Annotated in this window: 19 protein-coding genes; 1 reads left to right on the plus strand and 18 read right to left on the minus strand. The window is 27.3% G+C overall.

Going from position 1 to position 15,980, the window contains the following annotated elements; all coding sequences use genetic code 11:
* Positions 1 to 23: 23 nt before the first annotated feature.
* The 7 genes from uvrB to CSGHG_RS10230 all read right to left on the minus strand — a co-directional run bounded on the left by uvrB (position 24) and on the right by CSGHG_RS10230 (position 7,260).
* Positions 24 to 2,009 carry an excinuclease ABC subunit UvrB gene (gene uvrB / locus CSGHG_RS10205; protein ID WP_010294724.1) on the minus strand — a complete coding sequence of 662 codons (1,986 nt, stop codon included), beginning with the start codon at positions 2,007 to 2,009 and terminating at the stop codon, positions 24 to 26.
* 38 nt (positions 2,010 to 2,047) lie between these two features.
* A complete protein-coding gene (locus CSGHG_RS20490) occupies positions 2,048 to 3,196 on the minus strand; it encodes a Do family serine endopeptidase (protein ID WP_010294726.1) in 1,149 nt (382 codons plus the stop codon).
* Complete coding sequence (locus CSGHG_RS24660; protein ID WP_268869858.1) at positions 3,196 to 3,330, minus strand: hypothetical protein; 135 nt, start codon at positions 3,328 to 3,330, stop codon at positions 3,196 to 3,198. The genes CSGHG_RS20490 and CSGHG_RS24660 overlap by 1 nt, the downstream gene beginning before the upstream one ends.
* Positions 3,331 to 3,636: 306 nt before the next feature.
* Positions 3,637 to 4,905, minus strand: coding sequence for a S41 family peptidase (locus tag CSGHG_RS10215; RefSeq protein WP_010294728.1), 1,269 nt, complete (start codon positions 4,903 to 4,905; stop codon positions 3,637 to 3,639).
* Between the two features lie 222 nt (positions 4,906 to 5,127).
* The gene (gene ftsX / locus CSGHG_RS10220; RefSeq protein ID WP_010294730.1) at positions 5,128 to 6,018 is read right to left on the minus strand and encodes a permease-like cell division protein FtsX; all 891 of its coding nucleotides are present in this window, start codon (positions 6,016 to 6,018) and stop codon (positions 5,128 to 5,130) included.
* The gene (gene ftsE, locus CSGHG_RS10225; protein ID WP_010294733.1) at positions 6,008 to 6,694 is read right to left on the minus strand and encodes a cell division ATP-binding protein FtsE; all 687 of its coding nucleotides are present in this window, start codon (positions 6,692 to 6,694) and stop codon (positions 6,008 to 6,010) included. Before ftsE ends, ftsX begins: the two co-directional genes overlap by 11 nt.
* A 182-nt stretch (positions 6,695 to 6,876) precedes the next feature.
* Positions 6,877 to 7,260 (minus strand): hypothetical protein, encoded by a 384-nt coding sequence (locus CSGHG_RS10230; RefSeq protein WP_010294736.1) that lies wholly within the window; start codon positions 7,258 to 7,260, stop codon positions 6,877 to 6,879.
* A 440-nt stretch (positions 7,261 to 7,700) separates the two neighbouring features.
* Here CSGHG_RS10230 and CSGHG_RS10235 point away from each other — a divergent pair, with 440 nt between their 5' ends.
* Positions 7,701 to 8,438, plus strand: a complete 738-nt coding sequence (locus CSGHG_RS10235; RefSeq protein ID WP_010294739.1) for a YdcF family protein — start codon at positions 7,701 to 7,703, stop codon at positions 8,436 to 8,438.
* Between the two features lie 54 nt (positions 8,439 to 8,492).
* On the opposite strand, the gene CSGHG_RS10240 is transcribed toward CSGHG_RS10235, so the two are convergent.
* The 11 genes from CSGHG_RS10240 to CSGHG_RS23210 all read right to left on the minus strand — a co-directional run bounded on the left by CSGHG_RS10240 (position 8,493) and on the right by CSGHG_RS23210 (position 15,886).
* Complete coding sequence (locus tag CSGHG_RS10240) at positions 8,493 to 9,431, minus strand: transketolase family protein (protein ID WP_010294741.1); 939 nt, start codon at positions 9,429 to 9,431, stop codon at positions 8,493 to 8,495.
* Positions 9,431 to 10,258 (minus strand): transketolase, encoded by an 828-nt coding sequence (locus CSGHG_RS10245; protein WP_010294743.1) that lies wholly within the window; start codon positions 10,256 to 10,258, stop codon positions 9,431 to 9,433. The genes CSGHG_RS10240 and CSGHG_RS10245 overlap by 1 nt, the downstream gene beginning before the upstream one ends.
* A 251-nt stretch (positions 10,259 to 10,509) precedes the next feature.
* Positions 10,510 to 10,878, minus strand: a complete 369-nt coding sequence (locus tag CSGHG_RS10250) for a type II toxin-antitoxin system PemK/MazF family toxin (RefSeq protein WP_010294745.1) — start codon at positions 10,876 to 10,878, stop codon at positions 10,510 to 10,512.
* A 16-nt stretch (positions 10,879 to 10,894) separates the two neighbouring features.
* Positions 10,895 to 11,158 (minus strand): hypothetical protein, encoded by a 264-nt coding sequence (locus tag CSGHG_RS20495; protein ID WP_010294748.1) that lies wholly within the window; start codon positions 11,156 to 11,158, stop codon positions 10,895 to 10,897.
* Between the two features lie 145 nt (positions 11,159 to 11,303).
* On the minus strand, positions 11,304 to 12,467 hold the full coding sequence (gene alr / locus CSGHG_RS10260; RefSeq protein ID WP_010294751.1) for an alanine racemase: 1,164 nt from the start codon (positions 12,465 to 12,467) through the stop codon (positions 11,304 to 11,306).
* A 74-nt stretch (positions 12,468 to 12,541) separates the two neighbouring features.
* Positions 12,542 to 13,165 (minus strand): germination lipoprotein GerS-related protein, encoded by a 624-nt coding sequence (locus tag CSGHG_RS10265; RefSeq protein WP_010294753.1) that lies wholly within the window; start codon positions 13,163 to 13,165, stop codon positions 12,542 to 12,544.
* Positions 13,166 to 13,255: 90 nt separating this feature from the next.
* Positions 13,256 to 14,191, minus strand: a complete 936-nt coding sequence (locus CSGHG_RS20500) for an NAD(P)H-hydrate dehydratase (RefSeq protein ID WP_010294755.1) — start codon at positions 14,189 to 14,191, stop codon at positions 13,256 to 13,258.
* Position 14,192: 1 nt separating this feature from the next.
* Positions 14,193 to 14,567 (minus strand): holo-ACP synthase, encoded by a 375-nt coding sequence (gene acpS, locus CSGHG_RS10275; protein WP_010294757.1) that lies wholly within the window; start codon positions 14,565 to 14,567, stop codon positions 14,193 to 14,195.
* 238 nt (positions 14,568 to 14,805) lie between these two features.
* On the minus strand, positions 14,806 to 15,171 hold the full coding sequence (locus CSGHG_RS10280) for a DUF6514 family protein (RefSeq protein WP_010294759.1): 366 nt from the start codon (positions 15,169 to 15,171) through the stop codon (positions 14,806 to 14,808).
* Positions 15,172 to 15,476: 305 nt separating this feature from the next.
* Positions 15,477 to 15,653, minus strand: coding sequence for a hypothetical protein (locus CSGHG_RS23205; RefSeq protein WP_155844753.1), 177 nt, complete (start codon positions 15,651 to 15,653; stop codon positions 15,477 to 15,479).
* A 71-nt stretch (positions 15,654 to 15,724) separates the two neighbouring features.
* Positions 15,725 to 15,886, minus strand: coding sequence for a hypothetical protein (locus tag CSGHG_RS23210; protein ID WP_155844754.1), 162 nt, complete (start codon positions 15,884 to 15,886; stop codon positions 15,725 to 15,727).
* Positions 15,887 to 15,980 lie beyond the last annotated feature (94 nt).

Raw genomic sequence — 15,980 nt, forward strand, 5'->3', positions numbered from 1 at the left:
AGCAGTTTAAAAATTAAAAACTTTTACTTATTTATATTATTTTTTAAAATAGTATCTAATTGTTTTATCCTATCTCTTAATTCAGCGGCACGTTCAAATTGTAAATCCTTAGCAGCTAATTTCATTTCTTCTTCTAATTTTTCTATTTCTTTTGTTATATCAACTTCATTGTTATCTAATTGTGGACTATATTCAAGAGTTTCTTCTGCAACTGTGGATATTTCTATTATTTCTCTAACATCCTTAATTATTGTTCTTGGTATAATGTTATTCTTTTGATTAAATATATTTTGTATTTCTCTTCTTCTTATAGTTTCATCTATAGCCTTTTTCATAGATTTTGTTATCCTATCTCCATACATTATAACCTTACTTTCAGAATTTCTTGCAGCCCTACCTGTAGTTTGTATTAAAGATGTCTCCGAACGTAGGAATCCTTCTTTATCTGCATCTAATATTGCAACAAGGGCTACTTCTGGAATATCTAATCCTTCCCTTAAAAGGTTTATTCCAACTAATACATCAAACTCACCCATTCTTAAATCTCTTATTATCTTCATTCTTTCCATAGTATCAATATCAGAATGTAAATATGTAGTTTTAACACCTAAATCCTTTAAATATTTTGTTAAATCTTCTGCCATTCTTTTAGTTAAAGTAGTTACTAATATCCTAAAACCTTTTGAAATTGTTTCTTTAATTTCACCATATAAGTCATCAATTTGCCCTTTTATTGGTCTTACCTCTATTTCTGGATCTAAAAGTCCTGTAGGTCTTATTATTTGTTCTGCAACCTCTTGTGAATGTTCATTTTCATAAGGACCTGGTGTGGCACTTACAAAAACTACTTGATTAAGTTTTTCTTCAAACTCTTCAAATTTTAGAGGTCTATTATCATAAGCTGAAGGAAGTCTAAACCCATACTCTACCAAAGATGTTTTTCTTGACTTATCGCCTCCATACATGGCTCTAATTTGTGGAAGAGTAACATGACTCTCATCTATAAATAAAAGAAAATCATCTGGAAAGAAGTCCATTAATGTTTGTGGTGGAGTTCCTTTTGCTCTTCCATCTAATATTCTAGAATAATTTTCTATTCCTGTACAATACCCAACTTCTCTAATCATTTCTATATCAAAATTAGTTCTTTGTTTTAATCTTTGAGCTTCCAATAATTTATCCTGATTTTTAAGCTCCTCTAACCTTTCATCAAGCTCCATCTCTATTTGCTCTATTGCTATTTCTAATTTTTCTTTTGAAGTAGCAAAGTGAGATGCTGGAAATATAGATACATGCTTCATTCCTGAGATTATCTCACCAGTTAGAACGTCAAATTCCCTTATTTTATCTACTTCATCTCCGAAAAATTCTACTCTAATTCCCTTATTAGTTGATGATACCGGAAATATATCTAGAACATCACCTCTTACTCTAAAAGTTCCTCTAACAAAGTTTATATCATTTCTTTCATACTGTATATCAATTAATTTTCTAATTACTTCGTTTCTGTCTTTTTCCATACCTTCTCTTATTGATACAGTAAGTTTTTTATATTCTTCAGGGTTACCTAAACCATATATGCAAGATACAGAAGCCACAACTATAACATCTTCTCTCTCTAATAAAGAAGCTGTAGCTGAATGTCTTAGTTTATCTATCTCATCATTTATACTAGCATCCTTCTCTATATAAGTATCAGTTTGGGCTACATAAGCTTCTGGCTGATAATAATCATAATAAGAAACAAAATATTCGACAGCATTGTTAGGGAAAAACTCTTTGAATTCTGAACATAGCTGCGCTGCTAAAGTCTTATTATGAGCTAAAACCAAAGTAGGTTTTTGAACATTTTCTATTATATTTGCCATAGTAAATGTTTTTCCCGAACCAGTTACACCTAGTAAAGTTTGAAACTTTTTGCTACTTTTTATACCTTTAGCAAGCTTTTCAATAGCTTGAGGTTGATCGCCCATTGGCTTAAACTTAGAATGTATTTTAAACTCACCCATATAGATACCCCTCTCTTTACTCTAATTAGTTTTCTATATTAATTGTCAGATTTATCTCTTTCCTTAATCTTTCTTAATATATCTTCAAAAGTATTTTCAATTTTTAAGACCTTACTTTTATTTGGTACAATCCTTGGAACTATTACTATTCCAGGTCTTACTTTTTTTTCAATAGTTTCATTTATAAACAATTTTTCTGTTCCCCTTTTTATTTCCATATAAAGATTATTTGGAACTTGCTCCATAAATTTAAAAATAAATTCATCATCATTCATATCAAAATTGTTTATATTTAAAATTATATCTTTTGACTTTAATCCTATTTTTTCACCAAAAGAATCTTTAGCAACATCTAAAATCATAATTCCCTCATTGTCACTAATATATATAGGTTCTCCATTAATCTCTCTTTTCCTTTGAATTTTCATCATTAATTCATGAGCTATTGGCATGAATAACACTAATAAAAATTTAGCTATAATACCTGTTTTTGCAACAGGCGCTAATATTATTAATATTAATCCATATAAAGATATATATAACCCTGATATTAATGTCTTTTTTTCTTTTGTTTTTGTAAAAGTAACTGATGTATAACCAACTACAGTATATAATGGAAGTGCTGCTAGTACTATTGTTTCAAATAAAATTTTATTTTCTTTATGATTTAATAAAGGCCACCAAACTGGAGCATTAATAGCATCACCTGTAATACCATGGTTATTTGCTATAGCCATAAGTAAAACTACTGGAAGAGCCCATAATCTTTTAAAGGCAAAACCACCTACAATTTTATTATCCCTACTTCCAAAAATAGGTATAGCACCTCTTTTTCCATCAACCATAACTAAAATACCTTCTACAAAATGCATGATACCAATCAATGCCACTAAGTTAATTATATCTACTACAAAAATATTAATTTCTGGTTTATTCATAAGTTCTGCTATCAATGAAAATATCAATGAAAATAGACCCAAAATAGCACCTGAATAAGAAAGGCATATAAACCTAGGATTAACCATCATTAAAATTATTGATATTATAAATATAATATATACATTGGACTGTGCATCAAAATTAATACCTAAAAAAGTTATAAGTATACTAGCTAATGTCCCTCCAAATATTCCTATAACAATTTGAGATATTGTCAACTCAAAAGCAGAAACATTTTTTTGTCCCATCACCATATATTCAATTTTGTTATTTTTTTATTCTTTAAATAGAAAATAACTCCAATTAATATTAAAAACATTGAATATGTAGGATTTACAAGTATAGATGCTACTTGAGTTAACGTGTATTTTAAAAGTTCCATAATAAAAATCCCCCTAATCATGTTGTAAATTTACAATTGTCACTATAATTATATTAATATATCATAAATATTTGATAAAACAAATAATTGTTCAATAATCTTTATTAATTATAACTTATATTTTTATTTTTAGTGTAAGTAATTTTAAAATTATCTTTTTAAAAACTTTCCAAATCAAAAATAATATATAAAAATAACCAGTTAAATTAGTGAGTATTTTCATAATATATAGAAAGGTTATAAAATAAGCCTTTCTATATATTATATTTTAAAATCATCTCATCATTAACTAGTTATTCGTATAAACTATTTTATTTTTTCTCTTGCTATTTCTAAGGCTTTTTTAAGTTGTGGATCATTCTCTCTAGAATAAGCTTTTTCCTTTAATTCATCCGGATATTTAACATTAACATCTGGCTCTATTCCCACTCCATGAATATTTTTTCCATTCGGAGTAAAATATTTAGAAATAGTAACTTTTAAAGCAGTACCATCTCCAAATCCATCTTGATCTCTGTAAAATGTAGTTTGAACTACACCTTTACCAAAAGTTTTCTCACCTACAATTGTTGCAACACCATAATCTTTAAGTGCTCCTATAAATATTTCTGATGCACTAGCACTATTTCCATCGCATAATACAGTAACAGGAACTCCTATACTGTTTCCACCTACTGAATTATAATCTTTTCTATTTCCATTTTTATCTTCAGTGTACACTATTGTTTTTCCTTGTTCTACAAACTGTGAACTCATTTCAACTGTTTGGTCTAAAAGACCACCTGGGTTTTCCCTTAAATCTATTACTAAACTTTTCATACCATCTTTTGATAGATTTGCTAAAGCATTTTCAAAGTTTTTAGCTGTATGCTCATCAAACATAGATACTTGTATATATCCTATTTTATCTTCCATCATTTCATAATTTACAGTAACTAAATCTATTTGTTTTCTAACAACATCTATGTTCATCTGTTCTTCTGCTCTAGAAACAATTAATTTTACAGTTTCCCCCTCTTTACCTTTCATCATAGAGGTTGCTTTATCTACTTCATTACCTGTTACTGGCGTATCATTTACTGACATTATAATATCACCAGCCATAACACCTGCTTCTTTAGCAGGAGAATTTTCAAATGTTGATACTACAACTATATTATTATCTTTAACCCCTATTTGTATCCCTAATCCAACATAACTTCCTCCAGTTTGAGTTGTAAACTCAGTAAACTCTTTTTGATTCATATATGTTGTATATGGATCACCAAGTGCAGCAGCCATACCTTTAGCGGCACCCTCTATTAAATTATCTTGATTTATATCCCCTATATAATATTTATCTATTTTATCTTTAATTGTATATAATTTTTCAAAAGCTAATACATTTTGAAAAGTTTTTTGACTTACTACCACTTTTCCATTAGGTAATCTAACTGAAACCATTGTAACTACAAATGCAGTAATTATATTAGTTAGAATTAATAATAACACCGTATATGTAATGGATTTACTTCGCCTATTACTTTTTTTATTATTTCCCCCTATGTGAGCTAAATCTTTCTTTTCATCACTCATTTTCTTCACTCCTTAAATTCACATATATATATTATTTATGTAAATACTTAATAATTATAACATCTTTTTATTAATCTTTACATTATATATATTTTCTACTACTTATTTTTAAAGTACTAGTATAGTATATGTTTTAAATAGAAAATAATTTATTATTATCTATTTATTTATAAAAAAAGTGCTATCTTTAATAAGACAGCACCTTTAAACTAAAATTTCAAACTAAACTTTTAGGAATTTTCTCATAGACAATATACTTCCTATAGAACCTATTAAAATTCCCCCTAATATAAATTCCCATATTAGAACTTTAAATATATAACTACTTGATATAAGTGAAAATCCTAAAAATGCATTAGCGGATTTTGATTGTAATAAAGCATACGCACAAAATACAATTAAAATTGATAATAATGCTCCTATTACACCGAGTATTACACCTTCTATTATAAATGGCCATCTTATAAACCAATCAGTTGCTCCTACATATTTCATTATTCCAATTTCACGTTTTCTAGAAAACACTGTTATTTTTATAGTATTTCCTATAAGGAATAATGACACTAATATAAACACAACAGAACCAATTAAACCCGCTATAGTAACTGAATTAGTTATCTTAGTTACTTGACTTATTAAATCTCTAGCATCTTTAACTTTTTCTATTCCAGAAAGACCATCAATTTTTTTTACAACATTATCTATAGATTCTGGATTTTTAACTCTAACTATGTATGAACTTGGAAATGGATTTTTCTTGTCAAATCCAGCCATTAAAGATTTTTCTGTATCATCTAATTGATTTTTTACATTGTCTAAAGCTTGATCTTTACTTTCAAGTCTTACTTCTACTACACCAGGTGTAGCTTTCAAAGTTTTTTCAAGCTTTTCTAGTTCTTCTTTTTTTATATCATCTTTTAAGTAAACTCTAGCTTCTACTTTAGAACCTAATTCATCTACAGCTTTATTTACATTTACTATTACAAGAGATACTATACCAAATATAAAAAATGTAGCTGCAACAGTGGCAACGGATGCCATACTTAATGTTTTGTTTCTAACAATACTTTTAAATGAGTCTTTAAAAAAATATTTAACTGAATCAAATTTCATATCCGTATTTACCCCTTTCCTCATCTCTTGCTACAGTTCCTTTTTCTATAGCTATAACTCTTTTTTTCATTGTATCAACGATATCTTTAGCATGAGTAGCCATAACAACTGTAGTTCCTGCTCTATTTATATCACTTATAATATCCATTATTTCTAATGAAGTCTCAGGATCTAAGTTTCCAGTAGGCTCGTCCGCAATTAAAAGTGCCGGACTATTAACAATAGCTCTAGCTATTGATATTCTTTGTTGTTCTCCCCCAGATAACTCATTTGGGAATGATTTATATTTTTTAGAAAGTCCTACCATAGATAACACTAGTGGTACTTTTTTATGTATTTCTTTATCAGATGCACCTATAACTCTTAATGCAAATGCAACATTCTCATAAACATTTAAAGTTGGTATTAGTCTAAAATCTTGGAAAACAACCCCTATCTTTCTTCTATAAAAAGGAATCTGTTTATGCGTTACTTCATTCAAATCAGTACCATCTACTATTACTGATCCTGCAGTAGGGTCAACTTCCTTTAATAGCATTTTTATAAAAGTTGATTTTCCTGATCCACTTGGTCCTACCAAGAAAACAAACTCACCTTTATTAATTTCTATATTTAAATTTGATAATGCTAAAACATTATTGTTATACACTTTCGTAACATTTTTAAATTCTATCATTTCCTAGTCTTCACACTCCTATCTTAATGAAAATAACAATCATTGGACTTTTATTCACTTCATTATAGCACAACTTTCTATTATATTGTTTAATAATAGAAAAAATTTTATCGAATTGCAATAGAAATCGGAAAAAAAATAGTGGCAAATATGTAAATCATATTCCACTATTTATATATCCTTTATACCTTATGCATTATTACATCTAATATTAATGAATAACTTAACACATATACACTTGTAGACAATATAGCTCCTATTAGGTTAAACTTTCCATAATACTTACGCCATTCATTTTGATGATTTAACGGCCCCATAGTACTTGGTTTCATAAAAGCAATTCCTGATATGGCTAGTCCAAAACACGAACACCAAATTCCAGTAAACATAATAAATTTAACTACTTCATTAAGTGATAGCTGTGTCTCTCCTAATAAACAATATAATACCCCAATTACAGCTCCTAATATAGTCATAATTAAATAAACTATAATCGATATCTTAAAACTTCTAAAAAGATCTTTAAGTATTAATCTTGTTTTTGATAATTTATTTTCATAATTCATCGTAGTCCCCCCAAATTGTAATTTACTGTTAATATATAAATAATTTTATCATAAATTGATAAATAAGAACCCAAAATTCAAACTTTTGTTTCACTATAAGGTTCCAAATTAAATTTTAAACTTATTCATTTATCAAATGAGAAAACTCAAATTAATATTTTATCAATAACTAACAGATTATTTTAGTTAAAAGTTATGGTTATTACTAATCACTTCGTTCCTAGTAATTCTCAACTTACCTTTTTTTATAATTTTAAGTTATTTTATCATATTGTTTTGTAAAAGTCATTATTTTCTGTTAATTGAATAGTAATTTAACTTAATATATTAAAATTTTTCATCTTATAACCTTTATCCTTTAAAGTAATAAAATATTATTATAGAATATTATTATATTTTTATATTACCTTAAAATATTTATAATAAGGAGAATAACATTTATGTCTATAATTGCTTTAATAATAGGAATTACTTTAATAATATATTTTCTATTAATAAACTTGCATTTTGGTAAAGTTTCTTTTAGTATAAATTTATTTATTTTAGGATTAATCTTAATTCTATATTACTATAATAAAGATTTTTTAATTAACACTACTATCTTTAAAATTTTATGTCCTTTTTTAACATTACTTTTTATAATATTTATTGTTTTAGAAATTTTTATTATCTATTTTAGCCTTTCTAAAAATACTTCATATTGCGATTATGTTTTAATTCTTGGTGCTGGACTAAAAAATAATAAGCCTAGTAAAACACTACAGTATAGATTAGATTCTGCTATTTATTATATTAACAATTATAATAATAAATGTAAGATAATTCTATCTGGAGGTATAGGTGCCAATGAAATAATTTCCGAATCCTTAGCAATGAAAACTTATTTAATTAGCAATGGAATAGATGAAAATAGGTTGATATTAGAAGAAGATTCTAAGAACACATTTGAAAATCTGAAATATTCAAAAATTAAAATTTTAAATGATAATAATGATTTTTCTAAGATAAAAATTAAAATAGTAACTAGTGACTTTCACTGTTTTAGAACTCATATATTAAGTAAAAAAAATAACTATAAAAATATAACTTTTTATAGTAGTAACAGTAATATATTATTGAAACCAAACTATTTTATAAGAGAATTTTTTGCCATAGTAAAATCTATATTTTTTTGTTAATAAAAAACGAAATGCTACATAATATTATATAGCATTTCGTTTTTATTCTAATTTTTATTTTAGTTCTAATCCTTTTTTTACAGCTTTAACTATTTCTTTTGCTGTTAATCCATATTTTTCTAATAATTCAGCAGGTTTACCACTTTCACCAAATGTATCTTTTACACCTACTCTTAAAACTGGAACTGGATATGATGAAGTAACCACTTCTGCAACTGCAGAACCTAATCCACCTATAATACTATGCTCTTCAGCTGTAATAATTACTCCTGTTTCTTTTGCAGAGTTTGAAATAGCTTCTACATCTATAGGTTTAATAGTATGTATGTTTAACACACTTACTTTTATTCCTTCTTCACTTAAAATATTAGCTGCTTCTAAAGCTGCATCAACCATTATTCCTGTTGCTACTATAGTAGCTTCTTTTCCTTCTCTTAATTTAATTGCTTTACCTATTTCAAATTTATAATCTTCATTTGTATTTATTTGTGGAACACCACTTCTTCCAAGTCTAACATAACAAGGTCCATTATACTTAGCAACTGCTTCTATAGCTGCTTCTGCTTCTTTTGCATCACTAGGGCTTATAACAACCATATTAGGGATACTTCTCATAAGTGCTATATCTTCAATAGCTTGATGTGAAGCTCCATCTTCTCCAACAGTTAATCCAGCATGTGTTGCACAAACTTTAACGTTTAATTTTGGGTAGCATATAGAGTTTCTGATTTGTTCAAATCCTCTGCCTGCTGCAAACATTGCAAATGTACTTACAAAAGGTATTTTTCCACAACTAGCTAAACCAGCTGCAACTGACATCATGTTTCCTTCTGCTATACCCATATTAAAAAATCTTTCTTCGCATACTTTTTTAAAATCTGCTGTTTTAGTTGATTTTGATAAATCTGCATCTAAAACAACTATATTTTCATTTTCTAAACCTATTTTTGCAAGTGTTTTTCCATATGCTTCTCTTGTAGCTATTTTACTCATTACGCTTCCCCTCCTATTTCTTTTAATGCTAAATCGCATTGTTCCTTGCTAGGAGCTGATCCATGCCAACCTGCTTGGTTTTCCATAAATGATACGCCTTTACCTTTTATAGTCTTGCACACTATCATTGTTGGCTGTCCTTTAACAGTTTTTGCTTTTTCTATAGCTTCTTTTATAGCTTTTAAATCATGACCATCTTCTAAAACCATTACATTCCATCCAAAAGCTTCAAATTTATCAGCTATAGGATTTGGATTCATAACTTTAGATACATCTCCGTCTATTTGTAGTCCATTAAAATCTACAAATGCAGTTAAATTATCTAACTTATAATGTGCAGCACACATTGCAGCTTCCCACACTTGACCTTCTTGAAGCTCTCCATCACCTAAAATAGTATAGACTCTATAACTTTTTTCATCTATTTTCCCTGCTAAAGCCATTCCAACTGCTGTTGATATACCTTGACCTAAAGATCCTGTTGACATATCAACACCAGGAACATAATTCATATTTGGATGTCCTTGAAGCATTGCTCCTGTTTTTCTTAAATTCATTAATTCTTCTTTTTCAAAAAAGCCTCTTTCTGCCAAAGTACTGTATAGTACTGGAGCTGCATGACCTTTTGAAAGAACAAATCTATCTCTATTTGGGTCATGTATATTTTTAGGATCAATATTCATTTCATTAAAATATAAAGTAGTTAAGATTTCTACTGATGATAATGACCCACCTGGGTGACCTGACGCTGACTCAGTTAACATTGTAACTATGTCTTTTCTTATTTCTTTAGTAATATTTTGTAATTGGTCTAGTGTTTTTTCCATACCAATACCTCCTAGATTATCTTCTATTAAATATTATAACAATTTTCTACCTTTTAACAACTATTTATATTTACAAATAGTAAACTAACCGTTTTTATTATTTGCATATTAATTTATTTTAATATGCAAAATAGCACTTTATTTCAATAAATAATTTTTTTAAATTATAATTTTAGAATTTTACATATAAAAAAGCAGTTATATATAGCACATAAATACTATACCTAACTGCTTTTTATGTTATATAAACTTTAATTATTTTTATTTTTATGCTTCAAATCTAAACTAAGCATTAATGAAATATCAACTTTTTCCATATCTTCCTTAGTCATATGACCTATTTTCTCTTTTAACCTTCTTTTATCTAAGGTTCTTATTTGTTCCAATAAAACTACAGAATCTTTATTTAACCCATAGTCTTCTGAAGATATTTCAACATGAGTTGGAAGCTTAGCTTTATTAATTTGTGAGGTAATTGCTGCTACAATTACAGTAGGGCTATATCTATTCCCTATATCATTCTGAATAATTATAACAGGTCTCACGCCTCCTTGTTCCGATCCAACAACTGGACTTAAATCTGCATAAAATATATCTCCTCTTTTCACAACAGTTGTCATTAGGCAATTCACTCTCCTAAAGCCTTGATTCATATTCTATGAAATCACAAACATCTTGTTCTAATCCCAATTCAGACATCTCTAAATTTATATCAGCCATTTCAATATATCCATTTTTCATACTTTCTATGAATTCTATTGAAAAATCGTCTTCTATATATAATATGATTGAATCGTCTATTGCGTCTTCTTTTTTTTCATAATCTGAGGTTAAATTGCTACTTATGTTTCTTAGTAAACTTTTAGAAATATCAACATTTAATTTCTTTGAATCTGACATGGAAATCAATACCTCCTAATATAACTAATAACAACCATTATGTACCGTTTTAATTATAATTGAATTAATGTCATAATGTCAAAGAAATTATTGGTTTCTTTTTACTTTATACAACAGTTTTTTACCAAATATGACAGTTATATTGTTATACATAGTTTCTAACCTTAATTACTTTTCCACCTTTTACATACACTCTAGGAACTCTTTTATTTATTGCACAAATAACTTCATAATTTATAGTTCCTAAAAGTTTTGCTATATCATCGGCATCAAATTTATTTCCATGGTTGTCTTCACCTATTAGTATAACCTCATTTCCAACTTTTACACCTTCAATATCAGTAACATCTATCATACATTGATCCATGCATATGCTTCCCACAACAGGAGCAAAACTTCCATTTACAATAACCTTTGCTTTATTAAAAAGTAATCTAGTATAACCATCTGCATATCCCACTGGTAAAGTAGCTATTACACTGTCTCTTTCTGTTGTAAACCTCCTACCATAGCTTATGTGTTTTTCCTTTGGTAAGTTTTTTAAATGTACTATGTTAGATTTTAAAGCCATAACTGGTTTTAAATCTAACTTTTCTTTCATAACTTCATCCGATGGATAATATCCATATAAAATTATGCCCGGTCTTACATAATCAAAATGACACTGTGGCAAATCCATAACAGCTGCACTATTGCTTATGTGTTTACTTTTTATGTTTACACCTAAATCCACTAATTCTTTATAAAAATCATTAAATTGATTTAGTTGTTTTTCTGTATAATCCTTACATTTTTCATCAGCAGATGAAAAATGTGAGAATATGCCTTCTATTTCTATATTAGGAAGTTTACTTATATTAACTATATCCTCAATACTTTGATTATTAGGTAAAAAACCTATTCTTCCCATGCCTGTGTCTATTCCTATATGAATCTTAGCTATTTTATTTTTCTTTTTAGCCATATTCGATAGCTCTTTTGCAAATTCATAATTTATAACAGTTTGTTCAATATCATATTTTAATAATGTATCTATTAAATTTGGTGGAGTAAAACCAAGAATCATTATTGGTGCGTCTATTCCTGACCTTCTTAGTTCTACTGCTTCACTTATTACAGCCACAGCTAATCTTTCAGCACCATTTTCTAAAAGTACAGGTGCTATATCAATAGCTCCATGACCGTAAGCATCTGCTTTTACAACAGCTATAATTCCTTTGCTTTTTGATACTCTTTTTATCTCTCTCATATTATGAGCAAGTTTATCTAAATTGATTTCTGCCCATACTGGTCTTAAATGCCTGAACATTTTCTTCACCTCACAGTAAATTTAACTATTCTAAGCTTATATAATACCTCTAGTTGGCTTTAATGTAACTATCTTTAGTTAATTTCGAAATTTTCAATTTCTTTTAATTTCAAAAATTTATTATAAGTACATATTAATCTTATATTCTCTTTTTCATCTAGAATATGATATTCTCGTGGTAAACCATCTTTAATATCTATATACATTATGCCTTTATATATATTTCTATTATAACCGGGCAATAATAAACTAATAGTTAAATACTGCTTATTGTTTAATTCCTTATTTTCTATAACTACTTCATTGCTTGTATTTATAAGATTAATAAATTCATTTACAAATAATCCTTTTAATACTTCATCAAATCCGTCTGGTAAATCATATTTTTCACCATTATTATTATCTTTAACATGTATCCCCTTATCATCATATGTAAAACATCTATTTTCCCCTAGATTAATTTGTCCCCCTTTTTCTCTTATGTAGATTTGCTTTCCATCATAGGTAAGATTTTGCTTTGCATTTTTAATGTCTATCTTTATATTTGCAGTATATCCATTAATATTTTTTAAATTTTCAATAATTTCTTCATATGCTAAAGGTTTTTGTGGCTTAAATTTAAAAAACATTACAGATGTTATTGCTATTATAAAAAATGCTACAATCATTAATAGTGTATTTTTATTTATACTCTTCACTTAATACCCCCTATTAGAATTAATACACTACTATATTATTATGCAATTACCAATACTATAACTTATTTATAAATTTTATATATTTTTATATTAATTGCTTAATATCTCTTCCCTAGAATCGTCTTTATCTTCTAAAAGCATTTTTATACCATAAGGTAAAAATTCAATTATATGTGTTGCATTTACGCAAAACATATCTTTTGATAAGACATCTCCACAGAATCCATGAATGTATGCTGACATATATGTTGCCTGGAATGGTTCATAACCTTGGGCTATGAAAGATGCTATAATTCCCGTCAGTGTATCCCCCATCCCCCCTGATGCCATAGCACTATTTCCTGTAGAATTTATATACACTTCATCACCATTAGTTATTATTGTTTCATACCCCTTTAATAGTAATATAATATTATGTATTTTAGCAAATTCCTTGCATATTTTTAATTTATCCTCTTTTATCTCATCTATTGTCAAACCTGTTAATCTTGACATTTCTCCGAGATGAGGAGTTAAAACGATTTCATTATTTTTCAACTCTAATAATTCAAGATTTCCTTGTAATACATTTAATCCATCTGCATCAATAACTAAAGGACATTCACTTTTAGTTACAATTTCTTTTAATATATTATAAGTTAAACTATTATTCCCCATACCTGGACCTAATGCTATTACATTGCTTTTTACAACTAAATTATTTATCTTATCAGTTTGTTCATAATTAATTGTCATAGCTTCATTAAGTTTAATACTCATAATTCCCTGTACTGATTTATGCGTACATAATGTTACAAGACCTGCACCACTTTTTACTGCTGCTTCTGTAGCAAGGTATGCTGCCCCACTAAACCCTTTAGACCCAGCTATAACTAAAACCCTTCCATAATCCCCTTTGTGACCATCTATTTCTCGTTTCACAAAACAACTACCAATAAAATTACCATCTAATTTTTTAGATTTTAAATGAATATTATGTAAATTGGATATTATTGTATTTTTTATTTCCTTTAATCCGCCACTCACTTTAGTTCACCTCCAATATGGCATAGGCTACTGCATTGTCCTCCCCATGAGATATACTTAAATGAATTTTGTATTGTCCATGTTTTTTTGCAACTTCATTAGCCTTTTCTTTTAACGTAACCATTGGTTTACCTAACTCGTCGTTTATTATTACTAAATCTTTTAATCCAAATTGTCTAAATCCAGTTCCTAAAGCTTTAGATATAGCTTCTTTTGCTGCAAATCTTCCTGCTATGTATTGAAAATTCATAGGTTTTTTAGCTATACATTCCAATTCTTCGTCACTTAAAATTTTTCTTGTAAAATTACTGTTTCTTTCAATTGCACTTTTAATTCTTCTTATTTCTACTATATCTACACCAATGCCTACAATCAAATTTCATCCTCCTTTCTTTCTACCAAAAATTGTACTTTTTTTATTATATTATCACAAATTTGAATTTTATAGTAGATATCTTATATATTTTAAATTACATTTTATGTATTTTAATATGTTAAATTGCTATGTTTATACTAAAATAAGGGAGATAGCTCCCTTATTTTAATTTATACATATATAAACCAAATAATATATGCGTATTTTAATCTATTATCTGATTTAATATGCCTTTGCTTTATGAAACTGCTATTTTTAAATTTTTATTTTTTATAGCTTCATCGAAATCATTAACATACTCGTCTACATACTCACCTATAACATCTATTAAGTGAATAGGTGAAACTATATTGTTATTTAAAAGCTCTATTATTTCAGTCACTTTCTCTTTTTTAGGACTTATATATCTAACAAAATCCTTATAATTTGAAACAACTTGTCCCTTAACTGTATCTTTTCTTTCCACTTCTATTCCATATGCTTTTAATGAATTGCATTTTTCATTATTCTTAAAATTGTAATCACTTTCTAAAAGCTTATACACATACTCATACTTTACATTATCAATCTCAACTACATTTTTTAAACTTTCAACTATAACCACTGAATACAACCCCCTCAAAAACTAACGCTCTATATGAAATGATTTTATCACTTAAGTTTAAAAAATTATGTCATTTAATGTAGTGTAGATTTTTATTTTCTCCCTTTTAATTGACACATTAATGTTTCTATTGATATATATTATAACTCTGATATAATATTTATTGATTAACTCTTAGTCTTTTTTAGATTATTTTGTCGAAATTGACTAATTTTGTAGAAACTTTTTTGTACTATCATTTTTACCTTTTTGTACAAACTCTAGTCTACCTTTTTGTAAACCTCCTACACCTTTTTGTAAATTTATCACTTTTCTAGTTGTTCTTTTACATTCGCATATCCTTTTTTTATCCTTTGTAGTTCTTCTTCCTTCATATGATGATTTGAGAATTTAGCTTCATTATATATCTTAGTCATACATTCTAAATCCTCCATATTATCAAATTTTAAATTTACTACATTCTTTAATTGTGTAGCTGTCATATAATTTTTAAAAACCCCTACTTTATCTGTAATCTTTTCAAATTTTTTATAAGTATAAAAAATCTCTTCTTTTATTGTTTTTTTATTTTTAAAAATTCTTTTATTTTTTCTAACTTACTTTTCTTATTTATATCTTTTTCTTTTTTTATATTTTCTACATACTCTATATAATTATTTTCTACCTTCTTTTTTGCAACATGTATTTTACTAAACATTTTATAAACAATTACCATAATGAAACTTGCAAATAATAATTTTACTACTATATCTAATCCACTATTAACTTTTATATTATTATCAAATATATTTTAATTTCATTAGAAATTT

This window comes from Clostridium senegalense JC122 (assembly GCF_000285575.1).
Lineage (GTDB): Bacteria > Bacillota > Clostridia > Clostridiales > Clostridiaceae > Clostridium_J > Clostridium_J senegalense.